The organism is Paenibacillus sp. R14(2021), assembly GCF_019431355.1.
GTDB lineage: Bacteria > Bacillota > Bacilli > Paenibacillales > Paenibacillaceae > Paenibacillus_Z.
Genome location: NZ_CP080269.1, coordinates 592,964 through 611,387, shown reverse-complemented (window position 1 = coordinate 611,387; position 18,424 = coordinate 592,964). Strand labels below are relative to the sequence as shown.

General features: G+C 50.9%; 20 protein-coding genes. 3 read left to right on the top strand and 17 right to left on the bottom strand.

Going from position 1 to position 18,424, the window contains the following annotated elements:
* Positions 1–40 precede the first annotated feature (40 nt).
* From KXU80_RS03150 to KXU80_RS03130, 5 genes are all read right to left on the bottom strand, one after another.
* Positions 41–1,078, bottom strand: a complete 1,038-nt coding sequence (locus tag KXU80_RS03150; RefSeq protein ID WP_219836845.1) for an LLM class flavin-dependent oxidoreductase — start codon at positions 1,076–1,078, stop codon at positions 41–43.
* 154 nt (positions 1,079–1,232) lie between these two features.
* A complete protein-coding gene (locus tag KXU80_RS03145; RefSeq protein ID WP_219836844.1) occupies positions 1,233–1,997 on the bottom strand; it encodes an SDR family NAD(P)-dependent oxidoreductase in 765 nt (254 codons plus the stop codon).
* Positions 1,998–2,040: 43 nt separating this feature from the next.
* Entirely contained in the window at positions 2,041–2,415 is a 375-nt protein-coding gene (locus KXU80_RS03140) for a DoxX family protein (RefSeq protein ID WP_219836843.1), read from the bottom strand.
* Between the two features lie 248 nt (positions 2,416–2,663).
* Positions 2,664–3,104, bottom strand: a complete 441-nt coding sequence (locus KXU80_RS03135) for an RrF2 family transcriptional regulator (RefSeq protein ID WP_219836842.1) — start codon at positions 3,102–3,104, stop codon at positions 2,664–2,666.
* Between the two features lie 139 nt (positions 3,105–3,243).
* Complete coding sequence (locus tag KXU80_RS03130; RefSeq protein WP_219836841.1) at positions 3,244–4,131, bottom strand: LysR family transcriptional regulator; 888 nt, start codon at positions 4,129–4,131, stop codon at positions 3,244–3,246.
* Positions 4,132–4,349: 218 nt separating this feature from the next.
* On the opposite strand from KXU80_RS03130, the gene KXU80_RS03125 reads away from it, so the two are divergent.
* Complete coding sequence (locus tag KXU80_RS03125; RefSeq protein WP_219836840.1) at positions 4,350–5,141, top strand: SDR family oxidoreductase; 792 nt, start codon at positions 4,350–4,352, stop codon at positions 5,139–5,141.
* Between the two features lie 34 nt (positions 5,142–5,175).
* Positions 5,176–5,517 carry a nuclear transport factor 2 family protein gene (locus tag KXU80_RS03120; RefSeq protein ID WP_219836839.1) on the top strand — a complete coding sequence of 114 codons (342 nt, stop codon included), beginning with the start codon at positions 5,176–5,178 and terminating at the stop codon, positions 5,515–5,517.
* A gap of 174 nt (positions 5,518–5,691) precedes the next feature.
* Here the strand turns inward: KXU80_RS03120 and KXU80_RS03115 are convergent, their stop codons facing one another.
* From KXU80_RS03115 to KXU80_RS03060, 12 genes are all read right to left on the bottom strand, one after another.
* Positions 5,692–5,964, bottom strand: coding sequence for a cysteine-rich CWC family protein (locus tag KXU80_RS03115; RefSeq protein ID WP_258171222.1), 273 nt, complete (start codon positions 5,962–5,964; stop codon positions 5,692–5,694).
* A gap of 35 nt (positions 5,965–5,999) precedes the next feature.
* Complete coding sequence (locus KXU80_RS03110; RefSeq protein ID WP_219836838.1) at positions 6,000–6,542, bottom strand: histidine phosphatase family protein; 543 nt, start codon at positions 6,540–6,542, stop codon at positions 6,000–6,002.
* A gap of 145 nt (positions 6,543–6,687) precedes the next feature.
* Positions 6,688–7,026, bottom strand: a complete 339-nt coding sequence (locus KXU80_RS03105; RefSeq protein WP_219836837.1) for a hypothetical protein — start codon at positions 7,024–7,026, stop codon at positions 6,688–6,690.
* A 52-nt stretch (positions 7,027–7,078) separates the two neighbouring features.
* Complete coding sequence (locus KXU80_RS03100) at positions 7,079–7,600, bottom strand: DNA topology modulation protein (protein ID WP_219836836.1); 522 nt, start codon at positions 7,598–7,600, stop codon at positions 7,079–7,081.
* Between the two features lie 232 nt (positions 7,601–7,832).
* Positions 7,833–8,666, bottom strand: a complete 834-nt coding sequence (locus tag KXU80_RS03095) for a carbohydrate ABC transporter permease (protein WP_219838845.1) — start codon at positions 8,664–8,666, stop codon at positions 7,833–7,835.
* Between the two features lie 68 nt (positions 8,667–8,734).
* Positions 8,735–9,601 (bottom strand): carbohydrate ABC transporter permease, encoded by an 867-nt coding sequence (locus KXU80_RS03090; RefSeq protein WP_219836835.1) that lies wholly within the window; start codon positions 9,599–9,601, stop codon positions 8,735–8,737.
* 93 nt (positions 9,602–9,694) lie between these two features.
* The gene (locus tag KXU80_RS03085) at positions 9,695–11,104 is read right to left on the bottom strand and encodes an ABC transporter substrate-binding protein (RefSeq protein ID WP_219836834.1); all 1,410 of its coding nucleotides are present in this window, start codon (positions 11,102–11,104) and stop codon (positions 9,695–9,697) included.
* Between the two features lie 182 nt (positions 11,105–11,286).
* Positions 11,287–12,840, bottom strand: coding sequence for a response regulator (locus tag KXU80_RS03080; RefSeq protein WP_219836833.1), 1,554 nt, complete (start codon positions 12,838–12,840; stop codon positions 11,287–11,289).
* Positions 12,815–14,668, bottom strand: coding sequence for a sensor histidine kinase (locus tag KXU80_RS03075; RefSeq protein ID WP_219836832.1), 1,854 nt, complete (start codon positions 14,666–14,668; stop codon positions 12,815–12,817). The genes KXU80_RS03080 and KXU80_RS03075 overlap by 26 nt, the downstream gene beginning before the upstream one ends.
* Positions 14,669–14,770: 102 nt before the next feature.
* Positions 14,771–15,181, bottom strand: coding sequence for a GNAT family N-acetyltransferase (locus KXU80_RS03070; RefSeq protein ID WP_219836831.1), 411 nt, complete (start codon positions 15,179–15,181; stop codon positions 14,771–14,773).
* Between the two features lie 172 nt (positions 15,182–15,353).
* Positions 15,354–16,616: an ABC transporter permease gene (locus tag KXU80_RS03065; protein ID WP_219836830.1), complete on the bottom strand. Its 1,263-nt coding sequence runs from the start codon at positions 16,614–16,616 to the stop codon at positions 15,354–15,356.
* Positions 16,617–16,627: 11 nt separating this feature from the next.
* A complete protein-coding gene (locus KXU80_RS03060) occupies positions 16,628–17,329 on the bottom strand; it encodes an ABC transporter ATP-binding protein (RefSeq protein WP_219836829.1) in 702 nt (233 codons plus the stop codon).
* Positions 17,330–17,653: 324 nt separating this feature from the next.
* Here KXU80_RS03060 and KXU80_RS03055 point away from each other — a divergent pair, with 324 nt between their 5' ends.
* Entirely contained in the window at positions 17,654–18,424 is a 771-nt protein-coding gene (locus tag KXU80_RS03055; RefSeq protein WP_219836828.1) for a class I SAM-dependent methyltransferase, read from the top strand.

Here is an 18,424-nt window from a genome sequence, read left to right as displayed (position 1 = left end):
GGACAAGATACTTGATCCCATTTAATTATGCCTTCTATGCTTATTTCGCAGCCACCGCTTCTCGAACGCGCGGTGCGACTTCGGTTCCCAATAGCTCGATAGCTTTCAGCACTTCATGATGCGGCATAGTGCCTACAGGTAAATGCAGGAAGAACCGCGAGAAGCCTAGATGTTCGCGCATGAACAAAATTTTGTTGGCTACCGTTTCGGGATCGCCTACGTAGAGTGAGCCTTCTAAGTTCCGTGAAGCATCAAAGTACGAACGGGTATATTCTCCCCAACCGCGCTCTTTGCCGAATAAATTAAACGATGCCTGAGTAGGCGGGAAATACCTGTCGACTGCAAGCGAATTCGTCTCCGCAACAAATCCCAGTGAATGTACAGCTACTTTAAGTTTGGATTCATCATGACCTGCACGGGCCGCGGCTTTCTTATAAAGCTTCACGATCGGAGCGAACTGCAGCGGACTCCCTCCGATAATCGCCAAAACAAGGGGCAATCCCAGTACGCCGGCGCGAACCGCCGAAGCTTGATTTCCCCCGCTGCCGATCCAGACAGGTATGGGAGTCTGAACCGGACGCGGATATACGCCGAGATTCGTAAAGGCCGGTCGATGGCCGCCTTTCCAGGTTACGATCTCGGATTCTCTTAATTTCAAGAGCAGTTCAAGCTTCTCTTCGAATAGCTCGTCGTAGTCATTCAAATCATAGCCAAACAACGGGAACGCGTCGACCATGGAGCCACGGCCCACGATCATCTCCGCACGCCCATTTGAAATCCCGTCTAGCGTAGCAAATTCCTGAAACACGCGTACAGGATCAGCAGCCGAAAGCACCGTTACTGAACTCGTTAAACGTATTTTTTTGGTCAATGCCGCTCCCGCCGCCAGCACAATGGTGGTCGCTGAATCCCCGAATTCCTTGCGATGATGCTCACCAACTCCGAATATATCGAGCCCGACCTGATCGGCAAGGGCGATTTCCTCTACGACCTCACGTATACGTTCCGCATGACTGATCGTCTTGCCTGTTTGCACATCAGGCGTTGTTTCGATAAATGAATCTACACCGATTTCCACGTTCGTTTCCCCCTATAGCACATCGTAAATAAACTATTATTAAATAATATAATTATAGGATTAATTTCTGTCAACCTTAAATTGAATAACGCGGGCCAGCGCCGAATGTTAAAAATGGAATCCAGGTTCATTTCCTGGATTCCATCATTTAGGATTACCAAGCGGAAGCTCCGCCGTCAACTGCGTAATTGGCGCCTGTGATGTAAGACGCCCGATCAGAAGCGAGGAAAGCTGCAAGCTCCACGACTTCCTCGGGTTGACCGAACCGCTTAAGAAGCGTCTTGCTGGTTATCGCGTCCCGGGCCGCTTGGTTGTCGCCGAGGTCGCGGTCGCTTGCCGGTGTCAGGATCGGTCCAGGACTGATCGCTACCGCACGGATTCCATGGCGCGCGCCTTCAAGCGCGAATTGCCGCGTCATGCCGATAACGCCCGCGTTTGCTGCGCTGTGCGCAACCATCGGAGGGGTCTCTCCTGCGACCATACCTGCCAGTGACGCGACATTGATGATGACACCGCCCCCGCGCTGTACCAAGTGCGGCCAAGCGTATTTCGATACGAAAAATGGAATATCAAGTTCGCCGGCAATCGTAGCCCGCCAATGATCGATAGAGAAATCCGGCATCGGGCCGAAATACTGCATAGCCGCGTTATTGTAGACGATGTCGAGTCCGCCATAAGCAGCGACGGCATCCTCTACAAGCTTCCGAGCCTGTTCAGGGTCAGTGAGATCGACAGGAGCGAAGCCTGTCATTGTACCGCCTGCTCTGCGTACCATCTCAACCGTCTCGTTGTTGCCATCAACCTTAATATCGGATCCAATAACAATTGCGCCTTCTCTTGCAAAGGTCAGTGCAGCAACGCGGCCTTGTCCGCCTCCGGTACCCGTAATGAGCACGATTTTATTATCTAGAATTCCCATGTCAATTCCTCCTCCTGTTTATCATGCGTGTTTTTACCGGCGTTTAGTTAAAGCCCGGGAAATCGGATAAAGCGGATGCGTGAAGAGCATACAATACGATTGCGATAATCGTCAGAAGAACAATCATAAATGTCTCTTTCATCGAATCGTTAGCCCGAATATGCGTGATAATGCCGCCGATTCCTGTAATACCGATAATGACGGCTCCTAGAGCAATCCAGCTCGCATCCCAATAGCCAACGATTAAAGCTCCGGCTCCGACGAGTTCAATCAGTCCCGTTACAACTCGGAACCATTGCGGCAGTCCCCAGCGTTTGAAGCCTTCAACTTGTACTTTGGCACCCGAGATTTTTCCAGAGCTAGCCATGAGGAACATCAGGGCCAACACGCTTTGTAATACGATGGTTAATATAGTCATTTCAATCTTCTCCTCTTAATTGATCTTTAATTGCAACTTTCACAGGCACATTATGTCTAGATATAACCTGTTATTAGACCGCCCCGCTTGTGCCCAAGGTGGAATGTCATACGCTTTTCCCTCCCGATATATGTGCTTACAATAAGCACATTAAGAATAAAATAAAAAGTGCAGTCCTTAACTGCAACTTTATTAAGCACAGTATAAAACAAAATCGAAAATATGGCTACCCATTCGTTAAAAAAAAATTAATTGACGAAGTAATCGACCCGGTTCATGACCTGAGTCAACGTATACCGACGCAGGAAATCGATCGTTTGCTGCTCAGCTTCTGCTAGGATTTTTTCCAGTTCCAGATCGAGCAGCTCGCCTGCTTCATCACAATCTTCTACGCTTTGCTCTTGTTCTGGTGAACATTGATTAACGGCAGCGTAAATATCCCCTAACGTAATTTGTTCAGCGGGTCTGCGCAGCATATATCCGCCTTCGCGACCTCCCCTGGATTCCACAATCCCTGCGACCGATAAAGTTTGCATGACGCGGCGCATGAACGTTGCGTGGGAATCAACCTGACTCGCGATCATAGCGCTTGATACGATCCCTCCGCTTTTTGCTAACCAGACAACCGAATGAACGGCAATTTTAAACCAAGGAGGACCGATATTAATGCCTCGATTCACTGTGCTCATTTGTTTCCCTCCTAATCATGATGATGCTTCTGTGGAGATGCAACTTTAATAAGCACATTATAGTATGCGAATCGCTTTCCAGCAAGTTTGCCGGTGCATGTTACCAATCTCCCCTACTATTCCCTCGTCGACGGAAGTCTCAGCTTGAATAGGCCGACGCTTCCTCCTTCATAAAATGAACGAATCGGTCGGTTGCCGGGGATAGAAATCGGTCCTTCTTGAGATGCAAGCCGATTTCCCAAACCCATTCCTCCTCTTGAATCGGAATCCATCGCAGCCCTTCGAGGTTCAAGCCGGCTGATTTGGGCAATACGGATACGCCGAGTCCAGCGGCTACGAATCCGGCCACCGTCTGGAGATCCTCGGCATCATAAGTGGATGACAGCGTGAAATTGATATGATGAAAGCGGGTCAGAATCGAGTCGCGTAACGAACAGTTCTGTTTCAGGCTGACAAACGGTTCGCCGGCAATTTCCTTCAGACTGATCGTTTCCATATCCGCAAACGCGTGTTCGGAGGAGACGATTAAGTACAGGGGGTACGTCCGAATTGGCACCCATTCATAGGTGTCGTTTACGGGTCTTTCTGAGGTGATCAACAGATCCGAGAAGCCGTCCTCGACCTGATCCAGGATCGTTCCCTTGTCCCCTTGAGATAACCGGAAGGTTATTGCGGGATTCGCTTTCTGGTATTCACGAATGAGATGGGGAATCAGTTCCACGCCCAATATATTCAAATAAGAAAGGTGGATTGTTCCCGATTCCGGGTTCGAGCATTCTTCAATTTCCTGTTTTCCCCGTTCCACTTCCTGCAATATCTTCTCCACACGCCGAGCAAACATCTTTCCGTAGCGATTAATTTGCAGGCTTCTTCCCTTCCGTTCAAATAACGGTACCCCGAGCTCAGCTTCAAGCTTCGAAATGGAATGGCTAAGCGCAGGCTGCGTGACAGATAGAGCCTCTGCTGATTTAGTCAGATGCTCGGTCTTTGCAACTTCCAGGAAGTATTCTAATTGAGTAAGTTCCATCTGAATGCCTCCTATTCATACGACTCATAAGCAATGTTTTAATCATACATACTTCTCATGATTAATGCCAGATCAGGCTTCAGGGACCACTATACATGAACGAAAATAATGATATATATTATTATAATAAATTAGACTTATGTATCAATAGGGCGTAAGCTAGCACATGTGACCGATACACAACTCATTTCATTCTATACACATGGAGGATATTCAATATGAATTTCGCTGCTTATGAGCATGAATTTCAAGGGAAACGCGCATTAATAACCGGAGGAACCAAGGGAATGGGGTACGCCATTGTGATGCGGCTGGCTGCAGCCGGCGCCACGGTGTTGACGACTGCGCGGACGATTCCGGCGGATTTTGATATCCCGGGGGTTCATTTCATTCAAGCCGATGTTACGAAGCCGGAAGGTACTACGCTGATTGTAGAAGCTGTGAAAGAGAAGCTGGGCGGCATTGATATCCTCATTAATACGGTAGGCGGTGCTTCCACTCCTCCAGGGGGCGCACTTGCCTTAACCGAAGAAGACTGGATCGGAACCTTGAACTTGAATTTGCTTGGCTCCGTCCGCTTGGACAGAAACTTGCTCCCGCTTATGGTCGAGCAAGGGAAGGGCGCGATTATTCACGTAAGCTCCATTCAGAGGAAGCTCCCGCTGTACGAGACGACCTTGGCCTATGCTGCAACGAAAGCAGCCCTTACCAATTACAGCAAGGGCTTATCCAACGAGTTTTCTCCGAAAGGCATTCGGATTAATACCATCGCGCCTGGATTTATTCAGACAGAAGCGGCAGATCGGATGATCGACCGAATCGCAACTGTTGCGGGAAGCCGCGAAGCCGCGCTTCAAGAACTGATGGACTCCCTTGGCGGTATCCCGATCGGTCGTCCGGGGCTGCCTGAGGAAGTCGCCGAGCTCGCTGCCTTCTTGGTTTCTGACCGTGCTGCCACCATTACGGGAAGTGAATATGTCATTGACGGCGGTACGATCCCTACGGTCTAATGGTTTAGTCCTACACGCAAAGGAGGTTTTGTTCATGATTCAATTGCCGGAATCCGTCCATGCTTACTTTAACGCCGCGAATGATGAACAGCCCGACATCTTTATCGCCGCGTTCGACGTTAATGCACAAGTCGTTGACGATAACAGAGCGTACAAAGGGCTGGAAGCCATCGACAATTGGAGCAAATCCGATGTGTTTGGCCCTCATGTTCGTTTTGAAATGACCGATACGTCAGAGCATGACGGGACTTACGTCGTCATCGCTTCGATTGACGGTGACTTCGATAAGACGAATCTTCCCGATCCGTTCTTATTGAAGCATACCTTTAAGCTCGAAGGCGGATTGATAAAACAGCTGCATATTTCTCTTCCTTAACAGGAGAATGGTCTGCAGCGATATAGCTACTTGAAGTCATCTCGCCATCCCATATGAATAACAAATCCCCATCGTAAATGCATAACGATGGGGATTTGTTCGTGTGGAAATCCGTCAATATGAGGCTGCTGCTTCCGACCACAAGCTGCAACGTTCTATGTGCATTTGGGGTAATTATCGCTTTTGCTTCTCGCGAGATTCTTCTACGCATGCTTGACAGATGCACGCGAGTCCGCGGCGATCATCTGGAATGAGGTTGAAGATTTCCTCAGAAAACGTCGTGCTGAAGCACCAGCAAGTCCCCTGCGGCATCCCCTTTAGATTCCCGCAGCGGTTGTCTTTTCCGCAGATCGGGCAAAGCGCGGGATCGACTGCGGATGGTTTGGCATCTTTCCGCATTCGCTCGTTCCTACGCTCAACTTTGTTCGCTTCCTCTGTATCGCTCAAGTCATCCATCCCCTCTCTTTCTGGTCGATAGAAACCTAAACTTCTTCTATTGGTTTACATGTATAGCTCTTATATTCGCCGTTATTTGAAGAGAACTTGAGTATATTACCATTGTCTGGCATCCCTTCAAAGTAAGCCCCAATGCATCCCGTCGTGCACCGATGCCCCGCTATTAATATATGTACATCTCTTGCTCCCGAGTTACTTTCAAGCTCTTTCATGAAATCAAACACCCGTATAACGAAGCCATTTATATCTTCAACACCTTTATATATTTCCGGGTCTGGAACAAGCCCTTTCCATTTCACTTCATCTCGGCGTAATCGATCAGCCTCCCCCAGATCAAAAACATCAAGTCTTGGATCGATGGCAGCTCTCTTTCCTGTTATGATTTCTGCAGTCTGAATAGCCCTTACTTGCGGAGATGAATAGATATGACTGAATGTAATAGAACTCAGCTGCATTCGGAGTGCTTCCGCCTGCTCGATACCTCGGGTATTTAGCTCAATGCCTTGTCTTCCTTGAAGTCTTCCTTGCTTGTTTAAATCTGTTTCTCCATGTCTAACGACATAAATCATGATAAGGTTTTCCCTCCTTATTCCATCCGGGTTTAATTACCCAGACCCTGTATCTGCTGTATGACTGACTGAACCTCAGTAGAATCTTTGAGCCCGCTTTCAAAACCCATATCGTGAAAATGTGAGGTACCGGGTTCCTAGTTTCTTATCCTTCAATTAAATTATAGTATCTTAGGTCACCATCTTTGGTTTCTGCAATTAAAATATCCTGTCTTTCTTTGACACGGTAGATTTTGGTCCCTTTTGCTAGTTTGTTTGCTGTACCATTTTTGAAGTCTTTACCATTGCTCTTTTGTTTACTAATTTCGGTTACCTGTTTATCTTTCGTCAACATTAATTCATCCACCCACGGAACGCCTGTATTAAATATCGTGTCGTTATACATGAAAATATTTGCATCTGGATCCATTCTTAACGCTTCTTCTGCCGTTGGATTTCCTCTTGTATGAGCTGCCTGACAAGCGGATAAAATTACAAGGAACACGAAAATGAAAGTTATCCTGCGCATGAGCTACCACCCGCTTCCTGACATCTTCTTAGGATCTTCCATTCTTCTCTAATCGTGCTATAAATTCCTTTACCTCGTTCCTTGTCTTTAATATTACAACCTGTTTACCTTCCTTCACTCGTTCAAGCATTTCAACAATTCTTGGTCTGCTGCTTTTCTTATAATTCCATACCCAGCTAATAAAAGCCCAATCTAGTTTCTCAGGGCAATCCTCATTTAAATCCGGTCTTGTTTTACCATGATATTGTATTCTTCTTTTGATAATCCGATAAATACACAAAATTCTTGGCATATCTAGAAACACGACCGCATTGGCAGCATGCAATCGAATACCTAATGTCCTCGTATAATTCCCGTCCATAATCCATCGCTCTCTACTTGCAACTTCTTCTAGGAATTCATCCCACTCTTCGCTCGGGGTTGCCAGCCAATTGGGCTTCCAATAATATCGGTCCAAGTGAACGACTGGTAACGAGAGCGCCTCGCCTAATCTTTGTGATAAGGTAGACTTGCCTGAACCGGCAGATCCGATTACAATGATTCGATTCATGATGTTCATCCTTCTCTCGCTCTTGCGACGATTTCTGACCCCGTATTATTCAAACTTCACGTAAAATCCTTCCTGTTTTATATTCGCGAACTGCATACAATCTCCTTTTTCAGGAAATTTAAGGAAGCACTTTCATATTCAAACGGCACCTACCCCAGACTAAAAAATAAAAAGCCTGATTTCTCAAGCTTTTCACCGTTTAAACATGTAGGAATCTTGTTATGCTGCCCGCTCAACCTTTGACCGCACCTGCCGTCATGCCTGCCACAATCTTCTTATTGAAGAAAATGAACAGGACCAGCATCGGAATTGAGATTAGCACGATGTCTGCGAACAGCAGGTTCCATGAGGTCGTGAACCGGCTCATGAAGTTGTACAGCGTCAGCTGCACTGTCGCGTTTGCCGAGCCTGGGAAGAAGTAAAGCGGGTTGACGAAGTCATTGAACACGTTGATCGAGGTAAGGACGATGATCGTCGAAGTCACCGGCTTAAGCAGCGGGAAAATGATACCGAAGAAGAGCCGACCGCCGCCGCAGCCATCAATCATTGCGCTCTCATCGATTTCACGCGGAAGCGATGCAACGAAAGCTTTATACAGAATCGCGGCGAACGGGAAATGCAAGGACACCTCGACAAGCGTAATGCCGGTCAGCGTCTTAAACAGGTGAATGCCGTCCAGTACCCAGATTGTAGGGACGATAGCGGGCGGAATCATCAGTCCGGCGAGCACCAAGAAATTGATCAAGGAGGAGGCGCGCCCACCTTCCCTGCGCTGCAGGACGAAGCCCGCCATCGCGGCGACAAGGACGAGGATGCCAATCGAGAGTATGGTCAGCAGCGCGCTGTTTAGGAAGGCGCGCACAAGCATATGCTCGGACGCAGACAAAACGGCTTTATAGTTCTCGAAGAAATGGAAGCTGGTTGGCCATGCCATGGACAGGTCGGCTGATTGCGTCTGGTTCTTGAGCGAATTGATAATGACGAAGTAGAACGGAATCCAGAAAATCATGGTGCTGATGAAGAGCGCAACCACGCCGAGCGCGAGCTGCCGGCCGCCTCTGCCCATTCCCCGGACTGCCGAGAAGTTCACGTTACGGCGCATGCTTTTACTCACCGGGGTGCTCATCCATTTGCTCATACATCCACCTCGCTTCTGGTCAGAAACTTATACAGCGGGAACGCCAGCACAGACACGCAGATGAAGAGGATGACGTTGCCTGCGGTTGCGAGACCGTAGAAGCCGGCTTGATACTGCTTGTATATGATCGAGGCGATCAGGTCGGTCGTGAAGCCCGGCCCCCCCTTGGTCATGGCCCAAATGAGATCGAACGAGCGTAAACCGCCAATAAACGCCAAGATGATGACCGAGTTCATGGCAGGTCGGCTGAGCGGCATGGTAATGTGCCGAAATGCGGACCAGTTGCTGCCGCCGTCGATCTTGAGCGCTTCATAATATTCCTGCGGAATGGCCGTAATGCCGGCGATGAAGATGACCGTAGCAACGCCGACACCCTTCCAAACATCAACCGAGGCGACGGACAGCAGCGCGAGCTTCGTATTGCCGAGCCAGTCCGGCCCGATGATGCCGATGGCATCCAGCGCCTTGTTCATGACACCTTGGGAGGGATGCATCATGGTGGAGAAGGCAATCCCGACTGCGATCGTACTGAGAAGCGTCGGGAAGAAGACGACCGAGCGCAAGTAGTTCTTGAACTTCACTTGCGAGGTCAGGAACGCGCCGAGCAGCAGGCCGAATACAACCTTCAGCCCGCATGTCACAATCGCATAGATCACGGTATTCTTAAAGCCGATACTGAGCGATGTTTCAGAGAAGAAGGTCGCGTAGTTCTCGAAGCCGATAAAATCCCATTTGGTGAGCGTCCATCTCGTCATGCTGAAGAAGAAGGACAAGATGGTCGGCAGCAGGTAGAAGACGAAATAAATGATTCCGGCCGGCAGCAGGAACAGGTAGGAATACGTCCGCATCGTTACTTTGGTCATCGGTCTCTCCTCTTTCTTTCGAGAAAGGGGCTCTGCAGCGCTTGTGCAGAGCCCTTCCCCATAATAATGCCATTCGTCCGCTGTCTATGCTGACTACCAGCCGGGCAGATTCAACTGCTGCGCCTGCTTCTGGACATCCTTGTCGTAGTCCTTTGCGCCCTTTGCAGCGTCGCTGATGCCGCTGCCGACCGCAACCGTGATGTTCTCGAGGTTCGGTCCTTTGACCGGCGATACGAACTCGAGCGCCGGCGCCGTCTTGCCTGCATCGAAGTACTGCTGCATTTCCTTAACGCCTTCGTAGGAATCCGCAGGCAGATCGATACCCTTGATGACGTAAGGACCTGCTGCTTTCACTTTGGATGCGAATGCCGCTTGTCCTTCCTTGGAGACGAAGTAGGCTACCCATTGCTTTGCCGCCTCGACCTTCTTGCTGTTCTTGTTGATATACATGCCGCTCGGCATCCATACCGTCAGCCCGTTCACGTCCGCCTTCTCGCTTGGAATCGGGAAGACGCCGATGTCGCCGATCTTGTCGGGGCTGTTCTGCATGACCGTATCCAGGCCGCCTGTCAGCATCGGATAATGAACGCCGGTGCCGTCTGCGAGCATCTTGAGTGCTACATCATAGGTTGTGGCGAGGAAATCCTTGTTCATATACCCGGCCTTGAATACTTCGGCCGTCTTCTCGAAGCCGCGCAGCGCCTCAGGCGTCGTGCCGTACTTCGCTTTGTTAGCCGTATAATCGGCAGCGAAGCTAGGCACCTGTGTCGACACGTTGTAAAAATCCCCTAGCACGAACAGCTGCGAGGTCCATGTGTCCTTGTAGGACGCGATGACCGCCGTCTTGCCCGCTGCCTTGATTTTTTCATTATTGGCCATGAATTCGGTCCACGTCGTCGGCACCTTCAGGCCGAGATCCGCATATACCTTCTTGTTGTAGAGAATCGCGCCGGCTTGGGATGAGCCGACCGGGGCGCCGAACACCTTGCCGTCAATGGTGACGACTGTCTTGAACGAATCCATCACGTCACCCATAAACGCTTCGTTCGCCAGATCCAGGAAGTTGTCTGCCGGGTTGAGCGCCTGCAGCAGAGAGCCTGTATTGTACACGAGCAGATCGTCCATATCGCCTGTCGCAAGACGCGTCTTGACGAGGTTGTCGCCTTCCGTGCCGTCTGGCTTAATATCGAATTCGATGGCGATATTGAGCTTCTTCTCGGCTTCGGCCGCGACGTTCTTGAGCGCGTCCAGCGTCGTGCCTGTATTGCCGACCATAAGCGTCAGCGTCTGCTTCTCGGCAGGTGTGTTCGCTGCATTCGCTTCATCTGGGCTAGCATTATCTGTATTGCCTGCTGCCGTGTTGTCTGCTTTGTTGTTCGTTGCCGCTGGTGTGTTTGCACCCGCGTTATTGCTTCCCCCGCTTCCGCCGCAGCCTGCAAGCAGGACGACGATGAGCAGCGTGCTCATAAAAATCGCAAGTGATTGGCGTTTCGTTCGACTCATTCTTGAACATCCTCCCTAATCGGTCTGTTTTTTTGACATCGTCAGCCGTTCCTTACGGACCCCTCGATATTTCAAAATGATTGGATGTATGCGCTTGCAATGAGGAGCGTACTGCCAAGGGCCCGGGCTCCCTTTACCCTTATTTTAGATGGAGCCAGCTGGCCTTGACACCTGCGGATTTGTCAGAATTGGGGGGGTGAATTTTCCTTTTTTCGTTTCGTGTAGGCATGAGGGCTCTCGCCCACGATTTTTTTGAATAAATGGCTGAAATGCTTCGCATCCTCGTAGCCGACCAGACTGCTTACATCGGACAGCCGCGCACCGCCTTCATTCAGCAGTTCCTTCGCCTTGGCGATTCGGTGGCGGATTAAATAATCGGAGAAAGTGAAGCCGGTCTGAGACTTAAAAAGTCTCGATAGATAGCTTAAGCTGATATGATTGTCGAACGCGAATTTCTGCAATGATAAGTCGTTCGGATAGTTCGCATGAATCCAATTCATAAGGACGGGAACAAGCCCCTTCGGGTTCGGATCGATCGGCACATGCTCACCAATGAGCGCGAACGTCTTATCGGTCAACCAGCGCGTCAATTGCTCATACGTGGTAAACGCACTCATGGTGCTGATATCTTCCTGCAGCTTGCCGAGGTTGATCTCGCTTCGCGAGGATGCCTGAAGGTTGTATTTCAGCGAGTAGAACAGGTCATTCACGAACAGCGTCAGCTGCTTCACGGTCATGTCCCTCCTGCTAAGCTCGCTAGCGATTTTCTGGATTGTTTCCCTTCCTTTCAGCATATCACCCTGTTTAAGGTGTATTTGGAGGACGCGAACCTTCTCCCATACGGCGGATAGTTCGGGAAGCTGCCCCTTCTCGCTGCGCGCCTGCGGCTCAGGCTCGATCCACGTTGATTGTCCGAATCTCAGCCGCGATTCGAATGTCTTCAACAGCCCTTCATAGCATCCGTTCAGACTTTTCGCTGCCTCCTTAAAGCAGTACCCGACATGCGCTTGCATCCCCGTCCGCGTTAACCTGCCATACAGCTGAGCAAGGCCGACTCGAAAGGCTCCCGCTAATTCGTCGTCTGGCGCAGGCGCTAGGATTACTTTGCGTCTCGGGTCGATCGTCATGCAGTTCAGCTCTTGGTCGCGCAGGCGGGGATGGCGAAAGTGCGACTTCAGCTCGTCTGTACGAAGTCCAGCACCAGAGTCCCCGGACTCGGCAGAGGCGGGCTTGATGTCGATCTGAATCAGCGCCATGCCATAACGCTTATCCATAAGCGTATCGGCGATTAAGTGATTCGCTGCATCCGCGGTAAGCATCTGCTGCATGAGCGACCAGCAGGCGCGGTCGTCGTTCTTCCTAGAGTCATCGGCGATGCTCTGCAGCGCCCGGTCGATTGCGTTGTAGAGCACGTCCTTCTTAACCGGCTTCAGCAGATAATCGATTACGCCAAGCTTCACGCCCCGCTGCGCATAAGCGAACTGGTCGTGAACGCTGAGCACGATCCCCTTCGCATCCGGATATAAGCCGATCAGCGCCTCGATTAGTTCAAGGCCGTCCATACCCGGCATCGTGATGTCGGTTAGCACGAGGTGCGGGGGGACCGTCGCCGCAGCGAGCAGCGCGTCCTCTCCGTTGCTGAAAGCATGGATGCTGTGGGCGGGCTGATAGCGCTTGAACAATTCCACCAGCTCTGCCAGCGCCCATCGTTCATCCTCGACGAGGAAGATATTCATTGACCGTCTCTCCTTCCTTGTGATCGTACCGCTGGTAAGGCAACGTGTGCCGCACCGTTAATCCGCCTCCAGCATTGCCGGCCAGTTCGATCCCGCAATTCTCTCCGTACAGCAACTGCAGCCGCTGGCCGATGTTTCGCAGTCCAATACCATTCGGCTCCTCCATCGGATCGAACAGCCGTCCGGGATACCGAAGGGTGTGCTGGAGCTCGTGCAGCCGATTCCCGTCCATGCCGGCGCCGTTGTCGGACACCTCCACGATGAGCATGCCCTTGCGCCTGCGCGCGCGAATGTCGATGCATCCCCCCGCTTTCACTTTGCCGAGTCCGTGAATGACTGCATTCTCAACGAGCGGCTGTATGGTGAGCTTGAGCACGGAGGCGTCCAGCAGCTCGTCCGGGATATCGGTGGACAGATCGAACCGATTGCTGAAGCGGTGCTGCTGGATTTTCATATAATTATGGATGTGGTCGAGCTCATCCCGCAGCGGCACGGGGTGCTGCAGGTTCTTCATGCTGTATTGGAACAATTCGGCCAGCGATTCCGACATCTCGGCCACCTCTTCAATGCCCCGAATGCGGCTGATCGACTTCATGATATTCAACGTATTATACAGAAAATGCGGATTGATCTGCGCCTGCAGCGCCGACAATTGGGCGTTCTTCTCCGCGAGCTTGGATTCGTATACCTCGGAGATCAGACGGGAGATACTGTCCAGCATGTTGTTGTAGATTCGGCTCAGACGGCCGATCTCATCGCTGCCCTGCACGGTCATCCGCTGGCTCAGATCGCCCAGCTCGACGCGCGACATTTTCTTCATCATGGAACGAAGCGGCAGGGTAATCTGATGCGACAGGACATAGGAGACAATAGCAATGAGCAGCGTGGCGAGCAGACCGACGAGCAGCAGGATATATTGTGCTTTCTTCTGCTTCGACAATAGGAATTCGTTCGGAATGAGGATGACCGTATTCCAATTGGTATAGGCCGACTTCTCCATCGTGTACAGATACGGTTGACCCTGCCAAACCAGCTCGCCGGAGCGTCCCGAGGGACGGAATGCGGACAGTCCAAGTTCCGCGTCGATCTGTCCCGTCAGCTTGTCCCGGTCATCGTAAACGATATGTCCGTCGTCCGTCACAATGAACACCCTCATATTTCGTTCCACTTCGTTGGCGTCGGAATTGACGAGCATGGATTTGAAGATGCTGACGTTGATGTTGATTTTCATATAGGCGGATATTTCGCGGTAAGGAATACGGTTAATGTTGCGGACGAACGAGATGACCTGGGCTTTGCGGTCGCCGCCCGTATCCTCTTCGGTGACCGGCAGCAGAAGAAATTTGTTCCGAAGAACGGCGTCCCGGTACGCGTACCAGGATTCGTCGCGCAGATGGAAGCTGGTTTTGGGTCCGCTTGCTTTAGAGATGAAATACGCGAAGTTGTCCAAGGAGAAAATATAGATGCTCTGAAGCTGCGGACGCGGCTGTAAATGCGAGAATAATCGGTTGTTGACCTGCAGCTCGATCTGGTTCTGCTCCACCTCGTCCGTTGATTTGTAGTGGTCAATGAGGCTCTGCTGAATGACGGGGTCGCCGATGATGGAGACCGACAGCCGCTCGATGTCCTGCACGTACAGCTCGAAGGTCCGGCTGAACTGACGCGTAATCGTATCGGACAACGCGATCGTCTGTGCCTTGAAATCGTTTACATTCTTAAGGTAAAAAATAAGGCAGGTCAGCGCGACGATAAACAGGGATGTTGCAGCGAACACAATGAACATCTTCGTTTTCAATAAATAGTTTCGCCAGCGAAGCCTGTCATTCATGCTTCATCATCCCCAGTTTCATTTTCAATACCGATTTGCCCGAAGCTTGTTTCTCGATTTATTTCGTCAACGGCCTATCCAAGACCTTTTGCCGCGCGGCCGTTACTTCAGTGACTTCGTAAGAAGAATTTCCAATGGCTCTTCTTCAAGAATCAAGCAGCCCGAATCGCGATAACCTAGTTTTCTGTAAAAGTGCTGCGCCTCTTCATTGGCCAAGGTAGAGGTCATTACGCATGTAAATCCCATCTTCTTCATTTCTTCCTCCCAGAAGAGAACGACTTTCTTGCCGAATCCTCTGTTACGATGCGCTTCGTCTATCCAAATCATATTCATAAAAGGCGTGTTATCCCAAAAGTAACCGTAACGCATCCACCCCACATTCATTTCGCTTTCATGCTGAAGGATGTAAATCTCGTTCTGCCTAATTTTAGGTAAGATTAATTTTTCAATGATATGACGGTCATGCTCTCTAATGTAAGCATAGTCCGAAATCGTTGCGGCGATTATTCTCATTGCGGCTGCACTCCTTTATATCCATTAGATCTCGCTGTCCAGCTGCCTGGCTGGCGAAAGCGCCGCAACCGGCTCATTCAAGAGAAGCTTGGATTCCCCTCTAAGTTCAACCTTGCTCAAGAACAGATGAATTCACAACCGCACCTCGCGGCAGGCAATGGTTGGATTATCGTTATTCGCCTTTAGGCCGTGCCTTGAGCAGCACCATCGTACTCAGAAATTTGCTGAGGCCGATCCATATGAACACGCTCGGTACGACAGCCAGCACGCCCCAGCCTCCATAATCCTGCAAGCCGGTAATCAGTGACATCAAGAAGACAGACGGGACGACAAGCCAGAAGCGAACGAGCCCGGACGATTCCCGAAGCGCATGGTCCGACCATTTGAATTGAGCAAAGTACGGTTCGGCCAGCATACTCCGCCAATGGGAAACGACCCAGGAAGACAGCAGCAGCGCCAGTACGATGAGCAGGAATGGCTTCAGCACCGTAGGCGACAGCAGGACAGCCACGGCGGAAATGACCGTAAAGATGAGCCAGGTCCGAATGAGCGGCAGCCTGCGAACGAACGATTTGATGATCATTTCGGCGAGAACGGCATCGCTCTGAAACCGTTTAAACAAACGGTTGGAGTGGCGAAAAACGACCGGGCGAGTCATGCGAATCCTCGGTTTGCGCGTCATTACGTTTCTTAGCAGCAGCTGCGTGCTGGCCAGCCGAGCCAGCTGTTCTTGTTGAACATCGGAGTCAAACATATCTCTTGCCCGCAGCTTCGACCTCATGAGGAGGATTAGCACCACAAGGCCCACGCAGATCGGAACGATCAGATCCAGCGGCTCCGAACCGAGCACAATCATCGGGATCAGATAGGTGACAGCCAATAGAAGCATGGCGGCGAGCTTGACCGCCCACTTCAGATAACCGGAGTAGCGGGCCTCCAACCTATTTCTCCATACCGCACCCATGCAGGCCCATATCCAGGTATAGATGACCATAACCGCTAGGGATGCTGCCGTAAAATGATGCACGACAACGAAGAAAGGAAGCAGCAGCGCATAAACAATTAACGTTAACAAGAGCAGCATACAAGCCGTGTAGCCAAACCCTCTAAGCTTCAGCCCTCTCCCCCATGTTTGTTTCTGCAGCAGGAACAGTACATCCGCTTCTTCGGTAAAGGTGCGCAGCCTGCCCAGGAAAATCACGAACAGCGGCAAGCGTTCACCTGTCCATATCGGCATGCCCGTTAACCATGATGCAGGATGATGCCAGATATCCAGGTAGGAGCCGCCCCCAAGCCACAATCCTGGTACGATGAAGTAAAGCCATACCGTCCAGTCGAGCGCGGTGCGCCATACCTTCCATTGCTCCATCCAAAACCGCCGCAGTCTTCGTCTAAACAGTACGGCATTCGTCCATTTGCTATATTGTTGATTCACATGCATCCTCCTTAAGTCAGCGCGTAGAAGCAATCCGTTAGCGGCGCATCCACCGCACAGCCCGACTGCTCTCTGACCTCCGCCAGCGTTCCTTGGGCAACGATTGAACCGCTGTTGATGAGAATGATGCGGTCACAAATTTTCTCAGCAGTATCAAGCACATGCGTGCACATCAATACGCCTGCGCCACGCCGGCGTTCGTCCTGCAGCAGCTCCAGGAAGTCCCTCGTCGCGCGCGGATCCAAGCCGACGAAGGGCTCGTCTACGACATAGACATCCGGCTTCAGCAGGAAGCCGATGATCAGCATCATCTTCTGCTGCATGCCCTTCGAGAAGCCTGTCGGCAGCTTATGGCGCTCATCCGACAGACGGAACCGCTCCAGCATCGCCTCCGCCCGCTCGTGAAACGTTGACTCGTCAAGCTCATAAGCGGAAGCGGCAAGCTGAAGATGCTCCCACAGCGTCATATATTCATAGAGTACTGGCTGTTCCGGCACATAGGCATATCGCCCCTGCTCGCCGCCGAACGTCATCTGGCCGTCCACGTAGCGGATGAGACCAAGCAGCGATTTGATCGTGGTGCTCTTGCCTGCTCCGTTCGGTCCGATCAAGCCGACTAACTCTCCTGCGCCAATGGAAAAACCTATATTCCGAATAACCGGATCTTCCGCGGAATACCCCGCCTTGCGAATATCTACTTCAAGCACTTGCATGGCTTAACCTCCATCCGGCTTGCGCCGCTATTCAATCTGCTTCATTTCTGCAACGATATCATACGAGATCTGCATCTGCCGAGCTTCCTGGCAAAAGCAAACTGCCGCCAATAGGCGGCAGTACTGTATTCGAGGTGGACATTTACGATTCAAGATTTCAAATAACGATCCGCGGCAACATTTGCATATCCCTATCATAGGTGATTCGACCAAGAGCGTCAAAACAAATCACCCTCGTAAAGACATTCCCCATTGTTCGACAATAGATCCTGACGGTATACTGGAACTAGGACTAATTTCTTATTCAGGGAAGGATATGCAGCCATGAGCGCCATCGACTCCGCGCGTCTGTTCAACGACATGCTGAACCTGACGACAGAACTGTTTTACCAGCAGGAAGAAAAGCTAATCTTGCGTGAACGACTTCAGTCTGCGTCATCCGTACTGGACATCGGTTCCGGAAACGGCTCCTACTTAGCGGAGATCAAGCAGCACTACCCGCATCTTCGCTGTACGGGTCTTGAGAAAGACGAGCGAATCTTTGCTTATGCCGAAACACGCAGCATGCCGGGACTTGATTTCATTCGCGATGACTATAAGAATTTCAAGGGTAAAGAGCCTTTCGACCTCGTCATATCCAGGCTCGTCGTCCCTCATCTGCCCGATTTGCCTCACTTCTTGGATTGGCTGCGATCTGTTACGCACAAAGACTCCACCATCATAATCATAGATTTGCTGGATGCCGCGACAGGCCCTGTGCCAGCTGAGGGTCTACCACTGTTTGAGGCACTCTTCCGTGCTTCCCGCAAGCCAATCACGGACAAGTTCCCAGGCTCCGTTGCCGAGCATATTCTCGATGCCGCTATCCAAGCCGGGTATAGCGAAGCTGCGATGCAGACTTACCGCATAAATGCTGCCGAGTCCGATTCGCGAAAGCTATTGCACCGTTATATGGGGACGGTTACGGAACTCATGCAGCGCGATGGATTGAAGAACGAACGAAACCGGGAACTAGACGGCTGGTTAACGAACGAAGATGCCTCCTATCAGGTTGGTATGTTCGCATTAACCATGAAGATAGATCAGAGAGGATGA